Source organism: Rhodococcus sp. 2H158, from assembly GCF_053764755.1.
The window spans coordinates 15,287-28,889 of record NZ_JBSNCE010000028.1; the positions used below are offsets into that span (position 1 = coordinate 15,287).

Here is a 13,603-nt window from a genome sequence, read left to right on the forward strand (position 1 = left end):
GATGGGACTGTCGTTCACCCACGAAACCCGTCCGCAGCGCGTGGTGTTCGAAGCCGGAGGCGCACACCGTCACCTCGCGACCGAGATCGACCGGCTCGGCGCCGCGCGGGTCATGCTCGTGGCGTCGGCGGCGGAAGACACCCTCGCCGACCGCATCGTCGGGGACCTGCCGGTGGTCCAGCACTGGTCGGAGGTCCATCCGCACGTCCCCGTCGAGGTTGCGCGACGAGCACGGCGGGCCGCAATCGACGCCGAGGCCGACGCCCTCGTCAGTATCGGCGGCGGATCGGCCGTCGGCCTGGCCAAGGCCGTCGCGATGACCACCGGCCTACCGATCGTGGCCGTGCCGACGACCTACGCCGGTTCGGAAGCGACCGACGTGTGGGGGCTGACCGACAACGGCGTGAAGACCACCGGCGCCGACAACGCGGTCCTGCCGACCTCGGTGATCTACGACTCCGAGCTGACCGTCACCCTGCCGGTCGATCTCAGTGTCGCCAGCGGTCTGAACGCGCTCGCCCACTGCATCGACTCGCTGTGGGCCCCGCGCGCCGATCCGATCAATGCCGCGCTCTGCCTCGAGGGCGCCCGTGCCCTCGCCACCGGCCTGCCGGAGGTTGTCGCGGACCCCGGCGGTATCTACGGCCGCGACCGCTGCCTGTACGGCGCGTACCTCGCTGCCGTGGGGTTCGCGTCGGCCGGCGCGGGCATGCACCACAAGATCTGCCACGTCCTCGGTGGCGCGTACGGTCTGCCGCATGCGCAGACCCACGCCGTCGTGCTGCCCCACGTGCTGGCCTTCAACGCCGCGTCGCTCCGCATGCTCGGCCGGCGCCTCGCCGGCGCGCTGGGATCCCCGACCCCGACGGATCCCGATGCGGCCTCCGCTGCGCTCGACGAACTACGGCGGCGCTTGAACGCTCCGACGTCTCTCGCCGAGCTGGGGATGCGCGAGGCGGACCTTCCCGACGCGGTGCAGCGGTGCCTCGCCGCCGTTCCCGACACCAATCCCACACCCGTCACGCCGCAGAACCTGACCGAGCTGCTGTCCGCGGCGTGGTCGGGTCGGCAGACCCGGAGGACTCCGTGAAATCCCCATCCGATCACCAGGCGTTCCACCCGACCGCCCACCCCCTCGACACGGCGCCCTCCGTATCGCCCGAACAGGCACGGCGCGAGCAGGACCTCGTCGACCGGGTCGTCGCGTCGTTCGACGACACCGGTTCGCCGCGCCTGCGTCAGCTCATGCAGGCGCTCGTCCAGCATCTGCACACGTACGTGCGCGAGGTACGGCTCACCGAGCAGGAATGGAGTACCGCCGTCGGCTTTCTCACCGAGTGCGGACACATCACCGACGACAAGCGCCAGGAGTTCGTCCTCCTGTCGGACGTCCTCGGGGTCTCGATGCAGACCATCGCCGTCAACAACGAGGCCATCGGCGACGCCACCGCGTCGACCGTGTTCGGGCCGTTCTTCGTCGAAGGGTCACCGCGCATCGAGACCGGCGGCGACCTGACGTTCGGCGCGAAGGGCCAACCGTGCCGAGTGCAGGGCACCGTCCGCGACCTCACCGGCCGGCCTGTGCCGGGCGCGCGCCTCGAGGTGTGGGAGGCCGACGAGGACGGACTGTACGACGTGCAGTACCGCGACGATCGGGTCGCGGCTCGCGCTCACCTGTTCACCGGCGACGACGGCCGGTACAGCTTCTGGGGACTGACCCCCACCCCCTACCCGATTCCGCACGACGGTCCGGTCGGGCGGCTGCTCGAAGCCGCCGGGCGGTCACCGATACGCGCGTCCCACCTGCACTTCATGGTGTCCGCGCCGGGACTTCGAACGCTCGTCACCCACATCTTCGTCGACGGCTGCGAATACCTCGACCGAGACAGCGTGTTCGGAGTCGAGGACTCGCTCGTCAAGGACTTCGTCCAGCACTCGGCCCAGGAGCCGCCGCCAGACGGACACGACCTCGCGGGGCGCAGCTGGGCGAGCGTCGATTTCGACATCGTGCTGGCGCCCGCCGAGTAGGCCGGCCGTGGCGATACCGACCCTCTCCTCCGAGCTCGTGCGGCGCGCGCCTAGACGCGGACGGTGACGTCCGGGTTCTCGGGGATGCGGATCCCGGCCTCGGCGAGACGCTGCGCCGCGTCCTCCGCGGTGGACGGCCGGCCGGTGGTGATGTAGCTGCCGGTCGGCACCACGGAGTGGACGATGGTGTCCGGGTAGACGTGCACGAGGTTGAAGCCCTGGGCACCGTCGTGGCCGCGCTGGCACCCGGCCGGAACGTTGAGGTCCTGGGTGTAACACGTCGAGGAGGCCACGGATACCGGGATGTCGGCGAAGGTCGCGGTCGTGGTGTAGTGCAGGTGCCCGGCGAGGATGGTGCGCACGTCGGTGTCGCGCAGCACCTCGGCGAGGCCGGCCTGGTCGCGCAGCTCGACGAGCACGGCCTGGTCGAACACGCTGGGCACCGGCGGGTGGTGCATGGCGAGGATGGTGCCGAAGCGCGCCGACGTCTCGAGTTCCTGCGCCAGCCAGTTCAGCTGTTCCTGCGAGATCTCGCCGTGGTGGAAGCCGGGCACCGAGGTGTCGAGGGTGATGATGCGCAGGCCGTTGACGTCGTATACGCGGTCGATCGGGCCGGTGGACGGCGCCTGATCCAGCAGCAGTTCGCGGAAGGTGGCGCGGTCGTCGTGGTTGCCCATGGCCCACACGATCTGCGCGCCGAGTGCCTGCGCGACGGGCTCGACGAGGCCACGCAGCTTCGAGTAGGCGTCGGGCTGGCCGCGGTCGGCGAGGTCACCGGTGAACACGAGCGCGTCCGGCTGTACCTGGGAGGCGCGGATGTCGGCGAGAATCTGCCGTACCCGGGCGTCGGCGTCGACCGTCCCGTAGAGCAGTTCGTCTCCGCCGACCAGGTGGGTGTCGGTGATGTGCAGCAGGGTGTGCGAGGGCCTCGGGTATTCGGCTATTCGCTCGGCCCCACGAGGGCTGCCCATGATCTCTCACTTCCGTTCGCCGACGTGCTCAGGGGCACACGTCGAGTATGACCATAGTCGAACGGGTTCGGGTTGCCCTTGGGCACCCCGGAGTCGACGCGACGGCGAACAGGGCGGAAACCTCGGGTGCCGTCAGGCGAGGTGCGCCCCCAACGGCGTGGATTCCGGCTGGTCGAGGCGCCAGAACATGCCGCCGTCGCACGATTCGACGTCACCGCTGAGGTAGCTGGCGACGGCGACGGCGGCGGTGGTCGGATCGGGAAACCGTCGGCCCTCCATCGGACCGGCCGTGATCTCGAGGACGCCGGTGGCGGGGTCGAACCGCCCCTTGACCCGGTAGCCGTCCCAGTCGGCGAGCACCGGCAGCCGCGGGTCCTCGGCGACCTCGGGTTCGGCCGCCCCGCGTGCCTTGCCCGAGGCGCTCGCCTTGCGCGCGCGGTTGCGGGCGAGCCGCTCGGCCTCGGCCTCGGCCGCGTCGTCGTCGGTGTAGCGGGTGGTGTCCTTGGCCGGCGTCAGGCCGAGCAGGTCCCAGCGGTCCTTGCCGTGGACGACGCTGCTGAGCGGGATGGCATGGCTTCCCGTCCGGGTCCGACCGCGCGCATCGGCCATCCAGATGTCGACCTCGGCGGCGATCCCCGCCACGACCTCGTCGGACGGCAGCACGAAGTACGTCACCGGAGTGCTCCCCAGGTCCACGAAGACCCAGAACTGCGAGCCCGTGTCGTCGGCGTCCGGCAGGGCGTCCTGCCGTCGCGCCTGCCAGTCCCCGTCGATCTTGGCGCGGACGCGCACGATGCAGCTGTCCCCGTCGACGCCCCACACCTGGACCGGGTTGCGCGGCAGGTGCTCGAGCCGCTCGGCGCGGCCCCCGCGCTGGATGACCTCGGAAATGAAGGCTTGGATCCCTCGACCTGCCGTATCTTGCACTCGACTGCGTCCATTTCTGTGCTGCGCCCCGTACGCATCGGTGAGCTGTGTTGCGACGGGGTCCCGCGGCACGACTCGAGTTTCTGTACTCCAGAGTACGGGCAGGGGTTCGGCGGTAGCCGGACGAGTCGGCCTTCGGTGGGTCGACCCGGGTGCCGCGACGACGTCCGCCCCGCGCCGGCAAGGGGTAATTTTGCTGCCATGAGCACGTCATGGCAGGACCCGGAGGCTGTGAACCTGATGCTCGACGACTGCGACACCTGGGCGGTGGTCGGGCTCTCCGGCAATCCCGGCCGGACCGCGTATCGGATCGCGCGCCTGCTGCAGGAACGTGGCAAACGGATCGTCCCCATTCATCCGAACGCGCCGACGGTGCTCGGCGAGCAGGGCTACGCGTCCCTCGCCGACGTCCCGTTCCCGGTCGAGGTGGTCGACGTGTTCCGCCGGTCGGAGTCGGCGGGCGAGTTCGCCGACCAGGCCGTCGCGATCGGCGCGAAGGGCGTGTGGTTCCAGCTCGGCGTGGTCGACGAGGACGCGTTCGCGCGCACCACCGAGGCCGGGGTGCCGATGGTGATGGACGCGTGCCCGGCGATCGAGTGGGGCAGGCGGCGCGGCTGAGCCCGCTGCCGCGCCGACCGAGCGGAGGGATCAGGACGCCAGGACCCGGGCCTTCTCGGCCTCGAACTCGGCCTCGGTGAGCGCGCCTTGTGCCCTCAGCTCGGCGAGATCCTTCAATGCGGCGATCCGGTCCGTCCCTCCCGAGGCCGCCGGGGCGGGGGCGGGTTCAGGCGGGTACTGCGCGTAGCCGTCGTCTGGAGCCTGCTCCTGCGCCGCCCAGCGTTGGCCCTGCCGCCGGGACACACGGTTGGACACGGCGGTGGCGGTTCCGGCCACCACGGCGGTACGGGCGACTCCGCGAAGAAGTCCGGGCATGGCGTACTCCTCGGGTGCTCGAATGGTATGTCGATTCGAATTATTCTGTTCTACTTCAGCTTTCAGATCCAAGCGCGTCCAGAGACGACAGGATGCTCTGCACCGGGATGCGGCCCGAAGCGACGAGCTGGGCGCCGTTGCGACGCAGTGCCCGCGCGAAGGGCGCGGCCCAGGTGTTCTCGTAGACCAGGACGGCTGCCGAGCAGCCCGGCTCGAGCGCGGCTCCGGCTTCCTCGAAGTCGGTGTCGTCGAGCAGACCCGAGGCGGCCTCCGCGAACAGGGTCACGTCGATCTCGCCCTCGAGCCCGACCTCGGCGATGTCGATCCCGGCGACGGAGCCATCGGGGTCCTTGCGGACGAACGCCAGGTCCAGCACGCGGATGATGCCGCGCTCGACGAGGTCGCGCAGGAGCGGTAGCGCCGACCCGTCGGGAGGACGATCGGCAGGAAACTCGATGACGAGATAGTCGATCGGGCCCATCTCGTCGATGTCGGAATCGGTCACCAGGAGCCTCGTTTCAGCGACGGAACCAGTCTTCGGCGGGCGGATCGGGGAGAAGCCGACGCCGCCGGCTGCGTCGGGTCGACGCAGCCTCGGAAGAGGACGGCGAACCACCCCACCACCAGTTTCGACGATAGTCCGCGCACGGCAACCCGCATCAGCTTTTGCACCTGTGGCATCGGGACACCGACCCGCCCCTGGCGCATGCCGGTCTCGTGATCGCTTCGAAACGGAAAAGGGGTCCGAAGCCGCTGCTGAGAAGCAGAACCGAAGCGCACACTGAGCGATACCAGTCCCGCCTCGGAAGGGGAGCATCATGTCTCAGAACGTGCGTGCCGATCAGGAAGGCATGTCCGTCAAACAGGGCATCGCCGCGGGGACGTCGATCGGCGCCGCGGTCATCATGGCCACGATCGGCATCCTGCAGTTCTTCCAGGGGATTGCGGCGGTGGCCGAGGACGAGGTGTTCGTCCAGGGCCAGGAGTACACCTTCAAATTCGACCTCACCACCTGGGGGTGGGTCCACATCGTCTTCGGTGTGGTGATGGTGGTCGTGGGCATCGCCTTGATCACCGGCGCGACGTGGGCACGAGTGTCGGCAATTGTCCTCGCTGCGCTGTCGATCCTGGCGAACTTCCTGTGGCTGCCGTACTACCCGTGGTGGTCGATCCTGATCATCGCGCTCGACGTGGTGGTGATCTGGGCGATCTCGACCTGGAACCCGCGAGCCGACTACTACTGACCCGGGCGGTGCCGCCGGACCGATATCTGCCGAGGCGCCGGCCGTCGCCGACCTGCAGAAGGGACATCGGAGATGACGATGGACACCGGCCGGGCCGACAAGGACACCCCCGGCCGGCTGAGCAGCGACGAGCACGCCGAGCTCGGTTCCCCGGTGGACGGGGACGAGACGTTGCAGATCGAGCTGGTCATCGAACGGCTCGTCGCCGTCTTTCCCGCTGTGCCGCCCGCCGACATCGAATTCGTGGTGCGGACCGTCGAAAAGCGGTTCACCGACGCGAAGATCCGGACCTTCGTTCCCCTGCTGATCGAAAAGTCGGCCTGGCGCGAAATCGGGAACGGTTCTCGCTCCTCCCGGACCGGTCACACATAGGCGGACAGCAATGACACCACAGGGACCCGGAACACAGGATGATTCGGTGTCGAGCGCGCCCGACACGGCGAACAACGGTGTAGGTCTCCCCGATTCCGGGCATCGCAACGCGACCGTCGAGGCCGCGGCAGGAGACGACGAGAGCCGATCGCCCGAGACCGTGGGCCGCCGGAAGTTGCTGTACGTCACCCTTCCGGGGTGCTGGGGCGCACTGATCTTCGCGTGCTTGTCGTTCACGCCGTCGCTGCTACCACGCGGGGGCCTGCTCCAGGGCATGATCTGGGGCATTACTGCCGCGATCGGCTACGGGCTGGGGGTGTTCGCGGCGTTCGTGTGGCGCGCATTCGCCGACCGAGGTCCTCGACATCCGCGGCGCGGCTCCTGGCAGGTCTTCCTCATCGGCGCGACGGTGCTGCTCGTCGGCTTCTTCGGCTTCGGTCAGTACTGGCAGCACGAGATCCGCGTGTTGATGGGGGTCACCGAGTACAACGTCGCGCTCGTGGTTCTCTCCCCCGTCGTGGCTGCGGTGATGTTCTGCCTCCTCCTGGCGGTCGGGCGCGGCGTCCGGGGCTTGTATCGCTGGCTGGCCGCTCTGCTCAACCGGTGGATCGGACATCACGCGGCGGCCGTGGTCGGGTGGCTCGCGGTCGTCGGGCTTGTCTATGCGGTCGTGTCGGGTGTGCTGCTCGGTGGCCTCGTCGGGATCGCCAACTCGGCCTTCTCGGTGCGGGACACCAAAACCCCGGAGGGCATAGAGCAGCCCGCGACCAGCCTGCGTTCGGGCGGACCGGGATCGGTGGTGCCGTGGGATTCGTTGGGGTGGCAGGGGCGTAGCTTCATCGGCTCCGGTCCCTCCACGGAGGAGATCACACAGTTCACCGAACGTCCGGCCCTGGAGCCGATCCGAATCTATGCCGGTCTGGCGTCGGCTGACGACTCCGAATCCCGGGCAGCGGCGGCGGTCGAGGACCTCAACCGTGCCGGAGGTTTCCAGCGGGGGAATCTACTGGTGGTAACCACCACGGGAAGCGGGTGGGTGGACCCGGCGCTGGTGGATGCGTTCGAGTACCTCACCGGTGGCGACGGGGCGACCGTAGCGATGCAGTACTCCTACCTGCCTTCGTGGATCTCCTACTTGGTCGATCAGTCGAAAGCCCGTGAAGCCGGTCGCGACATGTTCGACGCGGTCTACGACACCTGGTCGAAACTGCCCCAGGACAACCGGCCCCGGCTGTTCGTCGCCGGAGAGAGCCTGGGCTCGTTCGGCGGCGAAACCGCCTTCAGCGGGGAATACGATCTGCGCAACCGCACCTCGGGAACGCTGTTTGCAGGGCCTCCCAACTTCAATACCCTGTTCCGCGAGTTCAGCGATCGGCGTGCCCCGGACAGCCCGGAGATCGAGCCGGTCTACCAGAACGGGCGCACGGTGCGGTTCACCAACGATCCCCAGACGGAGATTCCTCCTGCGGACACGCCCTGGGACGGCAGTCGTGTCCTGTACCTGATGCACCCGTCCGACCCGATCGTCTGGTGGAGTCCGGACCTGATCCTCGGCGAACCGGACTGGATCGGTCAGGCGCCGGGCCGGGATGTGCTCGAGGAGATGTTCTGGATCCCGTTCGTGACGTTCTGGCAGGTCACCGCGGACCTGCCGTTCTCCACCGGTGTCCCGGGCGGCCACGGCCACAAGTACACCTCCGGGTACGTCGACGGGTGGAACGAGGTCATGCAACCGACAGGGATCACCCCCGAGCAACTCACCACCCTCCGGACGATCATCGAAGCCGGCGAATAGGGCAGGAGGAAACGCCCCGGGGTGCGCCTCGTTGTGTATCGACGAGGTGGAGAGGTGATGCGATCGCCTGTCCGAGTGTGCTCCATGACCACCGCGGCGTAATGGGTGGTGTGGCTTTTTGCAGCCGGGCCGGACGATCCGCCGGGCGTCCGGCGACGCGACCCGTCCGGCCGACGAACGTGGTGCACGCCTTGCGGTGTCGCTACCGCAGTGCCTGCTCGATGGCGTCGCGGGTGCGTAGTGCCGTGCTGCCGTACTCCTCGAACAGTTCGGGGGTGAGCCGGGACGACGGACCGGAGATGCTGAAACATGCACGGGCCGTCCCCGTGCGGTCCCGCACGGCTACGGCGACGGCCGAGATGCCTTCGTGGAGTTCCTGTTCGGTGGTGGCGTAGCCGCGCTCGCGGATGAGGCCGATCTCGTCTCGCAGCCGGCCCGGATCGGTTTCCGTGCGATCGGTGACCTTGGCCGGAGTTGCGGCCAGATATGAGGCGATCCGCTCGTCCGGCAGGGTGGCGAGATACGCCTTGCCGGTGGCTGCCGCGTGCAGCGGCAGCCGGGTGCCGAGCGCGAGGAAGGCACGCAGTTGATGGGGGCTGTCGAGCCGTTCGACCAGGACGAGTTCGTCGCCGTCCGGAACCGCGAGGTGGATCGTCTCGCCGACGGCGGACTGCAGAGCACCGAGCTCCGGTAGCACGGCGTCGCGCAGATGATCGCCGGCTGCCACCGCGCTACCGACAGTGAAGGCGCGACCGGTGATGGACCACCGGCCCTCTCCGGGGGCGGGCCGTACCCAGCCGGCCTCGTGCAGGGTCTTCAGGCAGCGCTGCACCGTGCTCTTGGGGACATCGAGGCGCCGAGCGAGTTCGCTGAGCCCCACCGGCTGACTGTCCGCGACCGCTTCGAATACGCGCAGTGCGGTGAGCACGCTGTTCATCGTGTCCTTCCCCCGGTGCCGCGCAACCTTGACGGTACCTGTGCCCACTTGTAGTTTCGAGGTGGTCCACATCGTAGCACATCGGTCCATAATGCGGACCACTGATCGAAAGAAGCACACATGTCCGCTCCACTGCTCACCGCGCTGCACGAGGGATGGGACGACGCCGCACCCGCGGTGACGATCGGGGACACGTCGTTGTCGCGGGAAGCTCTGATCGGAGCCGCCACGGCGGTTGCCGACAGGATCGCCGGTGCGCAGCGGGTGGCCGTCGACGCGCGCGCCGAGCTGAGCACCGTCGTGGCCGTCGTGGGCTGCCTGATCGCCGGCGTCGCCGCCGTTCCGGTCCCCCCGGATTCGGGCGAGCTCGAACGCCAGCACATCCTCACCGACTCCGGCGCCGAGCTGTGGCTGGGCACTCCCCGGCCGGACGTCGCGCTCCCCGCGATCCCGGTCGACCCCCAGGCACGCTCGTCGACCAGCCGGCCCGAACCGCCGGCCGACGCCCCGGCCCTGATCGTGTACACCTCGGGCACCACGGGCGCACCGAAGGGCGTGGTCCTGTCGCGGCGAGCCGTCGCCGCGAGCCTCGACGGACTGGCCGAGGCGTGGCAGTGGACCCCCGACGACGTGCTTGTCCACGGCCTGCCACTGTTCCACGTGCACGGCCTCGTGCTGGGCGTGCTCGGCGCGCTGCGGATCGGTTCGCCGCTCGTGCACACCGTCCGCCCGACGCCGGAGGCCTACGCCGCCGCGGGCGGATCGTTGTACTTCGGCGTACCGACGGTGTGGTCCCGCGTGTGCGCGGACCGCGACGCGGCCCGCGCGCTCGCCGGGGCGCGGTTGCTCGTCTCGGGAAGCGCACCGCTCCCCGTGCCGGTGTTCGACGAGCTCGTCGCCCTCACCGGGTCGGCGCCGATCGAGCGGTACGGCATGAGCGAAACGCTCATCACCGTCAGCGCCCGGTTCGACGGCGAGCGCCGGCCGGGCTGGGTGGGGCTACCGCTGGCGGGGGTGCGGACGCAGCTGCGCACCGAGTCGGGCGCCTTGGCCCCTCACGACGGAGAATCCTTGGGACAGCTGGAGATCGCCGGACCGACGCTGTTCGACGGCTATCTGAACAATCCGGCGAAGACCGCCGAATCGCTCACCGACGACGGATGGTTCAAGACCGGCGACATCGCCGTCGTCGACCCGGATGGCTTCCACCGGATCGTGGGCCGGGAATCGGTGGACATGATCAAGTCCGGCGGATACCGGATCGGGGCCGGCGAGGTGGAACAGGCTCTGCTCGCCCACCCCGGCGTGCGCGAGGCGGCCGTCGTCGGCGAGCCCGACGTGGACCTCGGACAGCGCATCGTCGCGTACGTGGTCGGAGACGCGAACGACGGTAAGTCCATCATCGACTTCGTCGCCACCTCGCTGTCGGTGCACAAGCGTCCCCGTGAGATCCGGGTCGTCGATACGCTGCCGCGCAACGCGATGGGGAAGGTACAGAAGAAGGCGCTGCTCGCGGGAGAATCGTGATGGACGCCGCGTCCGTCCACCTGCGGGTGACCGGCCGGGTGGAGACCGTGACGATCGACCACCCGGCCCGGCGCAACGCCCTCACCACCGCGATGCTCGACCGCTTCGAGGACGTCCTGACCGCCCTGCAGTCGGATCACGACGTCCGGGTGCTGGTGCTGACCGGAGCCGCGGGCGATTTCAGCGCCGGAATGGACATCCGCGGTCTGCGATCCGCGCGGGAGCGGGGGATCGAGCTCGAGCATCGGATGACGGCCGCGGAGGAGCGTCTCGCGGCCTTCCCGAAGCCCACCGTGGCCGCCGTCGAGGGCTACTGCGTCGGGGGCGGGATGCAGCTTGCCCTGGCGTGCGATCTGCGGCTGGCCTCGGAGTGTGCGCGCTTCGGCGTCACGCCGGCCAAGCTCGGTATCGTATACCCTCCTCGGACGGTGGCTCGCCTGGTGCGAACCCTCGGGCCCGCCGCCGCGAAGCGGCTCGTCTTCACCGCCGAGTTGATCGACGCCGATGCCGCGCTGCGCATGGGCCTCGTCGACGAGGTCACACCCTCCGGCGGCCTGGCGGCACGGGCAACCGAGCTGGCGCATCTCGTGTCCACCCGCTCGGCGATCTCCCTCGCGGCCGCGAAGGAGATGATCGACGCGGCCGGTGGACACGACATCGACGAGGCCGTGACGCGCAGATGGTCACAGGGGGCGAACCCGGACGCCGCCGAAGGAATCGACGCCTTTCTGGCCGGTCGCGCGCCACGGTTCTCCGGTGACGGGCCTGCCGTGACACAACCGGCGGGATCAGTCCTGCCGCCGCGTCTTCGGTGATCGCTTCGACGCAGAAGGCGGCGCGCCGGGAGCAGCGTCCTGACCGTCGTCGGTGAACATCACCGTCGGATTGATGGTGGCGAGGTCACGACTGGCCGCCTCGTAGAGCCCTGTGAGGATGTGCATGGAGCGAATCGCATGCTGCAGTTTCACGGTCACATCGGCCAATTCGACGAGGTTGGACGCCAGCACCTGGCGGCGCAGGGCGGCGTATCGATCCGTCACCTCGCGACCGGCGGGGGTGACGGCGAACACCGACGACGTGCCGGACTTGGTGCGTTCGAGCAGTCCCAGGCTCACGAGCTTGCGCAGGTTGTACTGCAGGTTCGGTAGATCGTCGCGATTGGTGAGTTGAGCGATCGTCGCAGTGTCCTTCGGACGTTCCTGCATCCGGACGACGTGCAGGGCCACCACTTCGTTGAAGGCAAGGTCGAGATCACCGGCGACGTGCATGGCTTGCACGGCAAATCGCTCGAAACCGCGTTGGGCCTGCAGGACCGCGAACTCGAATGCCGTCAGCGCTTCTTCGTACGGGTCCTGGGCAAGGTGCCAGCGCCGCCCCGGGTCCAGGGGCGCCGGCTCGCCGGACGCGGTGGGTTCGGTGGCGTTCATGTGACCGGTCTACTCCCTCGTCGTGCGGTGCGGCCGCCGGGCGGCCCTCTTCCACCCCCTACTCAACACCGCGGCCCGACAGGCCGCAAAACCGTCCATGGATTTTTCGTGCAATCTCTATTGACTCTCCACGGATATTGCGTAGTGTGATGGGCGACACGAACAACGCCGCTCTCCCGAGCCGGTCACGTCGGATCCCCTCTCCCTCCCCGCGCCGTCGCGCGTGGGCCCAACCATGGAGGTCGTTCATGTCCGCATCCCCGTACAGCGGATCCTCCGCCGGGGTCACCCGGCACTACGCGCCCTACGTCCAGGCCGACTGGGGCTACGCCAACCACTGGTATCCCGCCCTGCTGTCGCACGAACTCGAGGACGGCACCGCCAAGGGCATAACCATCGGCGGCCACGACATCGCCGTCCGGCGGTCGTCCGGCAAGGCCTACGCAGTGTCGGACCGGTGCATCCACCGCGGCGTCAAGCTCTCCGCCAAGCCGATGTGCCTGTCGGAGGGCACCATCACCTGCTGGTACCACGGCTTCACCTACGGGCTCGAGGACGGCAGCCTGACCACCATCGTCGGCAACCCCGACGACTCGCTGATCGGCAGGGCCAAGATCCGCACCTACCCCGTCGAGGAGGTCAACGGGATCATCTACGTCTTCGTCGGCGACGAGGACTACGGCACGCCGCCGCCGCTCAGCTCGGACCTGCCGATGCGAGTGACCAACGACCCCAACGGCACTCCCGTCCCGCACCTGCTCGACGAGGGCATCGTCATCCGGGGTATCCACCGCAAGCTCGTCGGCAACTGGCGCCTCGCCGCCGAGAACGGCCTCGACCCCGGCCACCTGCTCGTGCACTGGGACAACCAGATCCTCGTCGCGCTCGACCGCGCCCTGCCGCTGGGCGTGAACGCCCTGACCGACTCGGCCACCGAGGAGATTGACATCGAGGACGGCCCCAAGGGCGTGATGAACCGGTACGACCGGCCGGACCTGTACCAGCCGGTGTTGGAGAACCCGAAGGTGAACATGAAGGCGCGCGGGACGGTGCCGCACTACTTCCGCACCTCGCTGTGGGTCCCGGGTGTGCTCATGGTCGAGCACTGGCCCATCACCGACCACGTGCAGTACGAGTTCTACGTCCCGATCGACGATCACCACCACGAGTACTGGGAGGTCATCGCCACCCGGGCCTCGTCGGACGAGGAGATCGCCGAGTTCAACTTCAAGTACGACAACTTCATGCTGCCGCTGGCCCTCGAGGGCTTCAACAACAGCGACGTCTTCGCCCGCGAAGCCACCGAAGAGCACTACACCCGCTTCGACGGTTGGAACAACGAAGTGCTGTGCGACATGGACTATTCCATCATCGCGTGGCGGAAGATGGCGGCACGGCATCCTCGCGGCTTCTTCGAGTCCCCCTACCAGGACGAGGACTGA

The 13,603-nt window shown here is 68.8% G+C and carries 15 protein-coding genes; 9 read left to right on the plus strand and 6 right to left on the minus strand.

Features of this window, described 5'->3' with window-relative positions; genetic code table 11:
• The first annotated feature begins 1 nt into the window (after position 1).
• Both ACWPOB_RS23210 and ACWPOB_RS23215 read left to right on the plus strand, forming a co-directional pair.
• Positions 2-1,090, plus strand: a complete 1,089-nt coding sequence (locus ACWPOB_RS23210; protein ID WP_455402252.1) for a maleylacetate reductase — start codon at positions 2-4, stop codon at positions 1,088-1,090.
• On the plus strand, positions 1,087-2,028 hold the full coding sequence (locus ACWPOB_RS23215; RefSeq protein WP_455402253.1) for a dioxygenase family protein: 942 nt from the start codon (positions 1,087-1,089) through the stop codon (positions 2,026-2,028). The genes ACWPOB_RS23210 and ACWPOB_RS23215 overlap by 4 nt, the downstream gene beginning before the upstream one ends.
• A 50-nt stretch (positions 2,029-2,078) precedes the next feature.
• Here ACWPOB_RS23215 and ACWPOB_RS23220 read toward each other — a convergent pair whose 3' ends face one another.
• Positions 2,079-2,999, minus strand: a complete 921-nt coding sequence (locus ACWPOB_RS23220; RefSeq protein ID WP_455402254.1) for a phosphodiesterase — start codon at positions 2,997-2,999, stop codon at positions 2,079-2,081.
• A 132-nt stretch (positions 3,000-3,131) separates the two neighbouring features.
• Complete coding sequence (locus tag ACWPOB_RS23225) at positions 3,132-3,926, minus strand: hypothetical protein (RefSeq protein WP_455402255.1); 795 nt, start codon at positions 3,924-3,926, stop codon at positions 3,132-3,134.
• A gap of 201 nt (positions 3,927-4,127) precedes the next feature.
• On the opposite strand from ACWPOB_RS23225, the gene ACWPOB_RS23230 reads away from it, so the two are divergent.
• Positions 4,128-4,544 carry a CoA-binding protein gene (locus ACWPOB_RS23230; RefSeq protein WP_455402256.1) on the plus strand — a complete coding sequence of 139 codons (417 nt, stop codon included), beginning with the start codon at positions 4,128-4,130 and terminating at the stop codon, positions 4,542-4,544.
• A 30-nt stretch (positions 4,545-4,574) separates the two neighbouring features.
• On the opposite strand, the gene ACWPOB_RS23235 is transcribed toward ACWPOB_RS23230, so the two are convergent.
• Positions 4,575-4,859, minus strand: coding sequence for an SHOCT domain-containing protein (locus tag ACWPOB_RS23235; RefSeq protein ID WP_455402257.1), 285 nt, complete (start codon positions 4,857-4,859; stop codon positions 4,575-4,577).
• Positions 4,860-4,914: 55 nt separating this feature from the next.
• Positions 4,915-5,364: a DUF6325 family protein gene (locus ACWPOB_RS23240; protein ID WP_455402258.1), complete on the minus strand. Its 450-nt coding sequence runs from the start codon at positions 5,362-5,364 to the stop codon at positions 4,915-4,917.
• Between the two features lie 313 nt (positions 5,365-5,677).
• On the opposite strand from ACWPOB_RS23240, the gene ACWPOB_RS23245 reads away from it, so the two are divergent.
• The 3 genes from ACWPOB_RS23245 to ACWPOB_RS23255 all read left to right on the plus strand — a co-directional run bounded on the left by ACWPOB_RS23245 (position 5,678) and on the right by ACWPOB_RS23255 (position 8,270).
• Entirely contained in the window at positions 5,678-6,103 is a 426-nt protein-coding gene (locus tag ACWPOB_RS23245) for a DUF7144 family membrane protein (protein WP_100055193.1), read from the plus strand.
• Positions 6,104-6,175: 72 nt separating this feature from the next.
• A complete protein-coding gene (locus ACWPOB_RS23250; protein ID WP_455402259.1) occupies positions 6,176-6,475 on the plus strand; it encodes a three-helix bundle dimerization domain-containing protein in 300 nt (99 codons plus the stop codon).
• Positions 6,476-6,485: 10 nt separating this feature from the next.
• Positions 6,486-8,270: an alpha/beta hydrolase gene (locus ACWPOB_RS23255; protein ID WP_455402260.1), complete on the plus strand. Its 1,785-nt coding sequence runs from the start codon at positions 6,486-6,488 to the stop codon at positions 8,268-8,270.
• Between the two features lie 202 nt (positions 8,271-8,472).
• On the opposite strand, the gene ACWPOB_RS23260 is transcribed toward ACWPOB_RS23255, so the two are convergent.
• On the minus strand, positions 8,473-9,207 hold the full coding sequence (locus ACWPOB_RS23260) for an IclR family transcriptional regulator (protein WP_100055209.1): 735 nt from the start codon (positions 9,205-9,207) through the stop codon (positions 8,473-8,475).
• Between the two features lie 120 nt (positions 9,208-9,327).
• Between ACWPOB_RS23260 and ACWPOB_RS23265 the strand changes: the two genes are divergently transcribed.
• Entirely contained in the window at positions 9,328-10,734 is a 1,407-nt protein-coding gene (locus tag ACWPOB_RS23265) for an acyl-CoA synthetase (RefSeq protein ID WP_455402261.1), read from the plus strand.
• The gene (locus ACWPOB_RS23270) at positions 10,734-11,549 is read left to right on the plus strand and encodes an enoyl-CoA hydratase/isomerase family protein (protein ID WP_455402262.1); all 816 of its coding nucleotides are present in this window, start codon (positions 10,734-10,736) and stop codon (positions 11,547-11,549) included. The genes ACWPOB_RS23265 and ACWPOB_RS23270 overlap by 1 nt, the downstream gene beginning before the upstream one ends.
• On the opposite strand, the gene ACWPOB_RS23275 is transcribed toward ACWPOB_RS23270, so the two are convergent.
• Complete coding sequence (locus tag ACWPOB_RS23275) at positions 11,523-12,161, minus strand: winged helix DNA-binding protein (protein WP_455402263.1); 639 nt, start codon at positions 12,159-12,161, stop codon at positions 11,523-11,525. The genes ACWPOB_RS23270 and ACWPOB_RS23275 overlap by 27 nt on opposite strands.
• A 248-nt stretch (positions 12,162-12,409) precedes the next feature.
• Between ACWPOB_RS23275 and ACWPOB_RS23280 the strand changes: the two genes are divergently transcribed.
• Positions 12,410-13,603, plus strand: a complete 1,194-nt coding sequence (locus ACWPOB_RS23280) for a Rieske 2Fe-2S domain-containing protein (protein WP_165039839.1) — start codon at positions 12,410-12,412, stop codon at positions 13,601-13,603.

What these genes read in the sequence shown, in the direction of transcription:
- ACWPOB_RS23210 (WP_455402252.1), top strand. Translation starts at nt 2, where the DNA reads ATGGGACTGTCGTTCACCCACGAAACCCGTCCGCAGCGCGTGGTGTTC.
- ACWPOB_RS23220 (WP_455402254.1), bottom strand. Translation starts at nt 2,999, where the DNA reads ATGGGCAGCCCTCGTGGGGCCGAGCGAATAGCCGAATACCCGAGGCCC.
- ACWPOB_RS23230 (WP_455402256.1), top strand. Translation starts at nt 4,128, where the DNA reads ATGAGCACGTCATGGCAGGACCCGGAGGCTGTGAACCTGATGCTCGAC.
- ACWPOB_RS23235 (WP_455402257.1), bottom strand. Translation starts at nt 4,859, where the DNA reads ATGCCCGGACTTCTTCGCGGAGTCGCCCGTACCGCCGTGGTGGCCGGA.
- ACWPOB_RS23245 (WP_100055193.1), top strand. Translation starts at nt 5,678, where the DNA reads ATGTCTCAGAACGTGCGTGCCGATCAGGAAGGCATGTCCGTCAAACAG.
- ACWPOB_RS23250 (WP_455402259.1), top strand. Translation starts at nt 6,176, where the DNA reads ATGACGATGGACACCGGCCGGGCCGACAAGGACACCCCCGGCCGGCTG.
- ACWPOB_RS23255 (WP_455402260.1), top strand. Translation starts at nt 6,486, where the DNA reads ATGACACCACAGGGACCCGGAACACAGGATGATTCGGTGTCGAGCGCG.
- ACWPOB_RS23260 (WP_100055209.1), bottom strand. Translation starts at nt 9,207, where the DNA reads ATGAACAGCGTGCTCACCGCACTGCGCGTATTCGAAGCGGTCGCGGAC.
- ACWPOB_RS23265 (WP_455402261.1), top strand. Translation starts at nt 9,328, where the DNA reads ATGTCCGCTCCACTGCTCACCGCGCTGCACGAGGGATGGGACGACGCC.
- ACWPOB_RS23270 (WP_455402262.1), top strand. Translation starts at nt 10,734, where the DNA reads ATGGACGCCGCGTCCGTCCACCTGCGGGTGACCGGCCGGGTGGAGACC.
- ACWPOB_RS23275 (WP_455402263.1), bottom strand. Translation starts at nt 12,161, where the DNA reads ATGAACGCCACCGAACCCACCGCGTCCGGCGAGCCGGCGCCCCTGGAC.
- ACWPOB_RS23280 (WP_165039839.1), top strand. Translation starts at nt 12,410, where the DNA reads ATGTCCGCATCCCCGTACAGCGGATCCTCCGCCGGGGTCACCCGGCAC.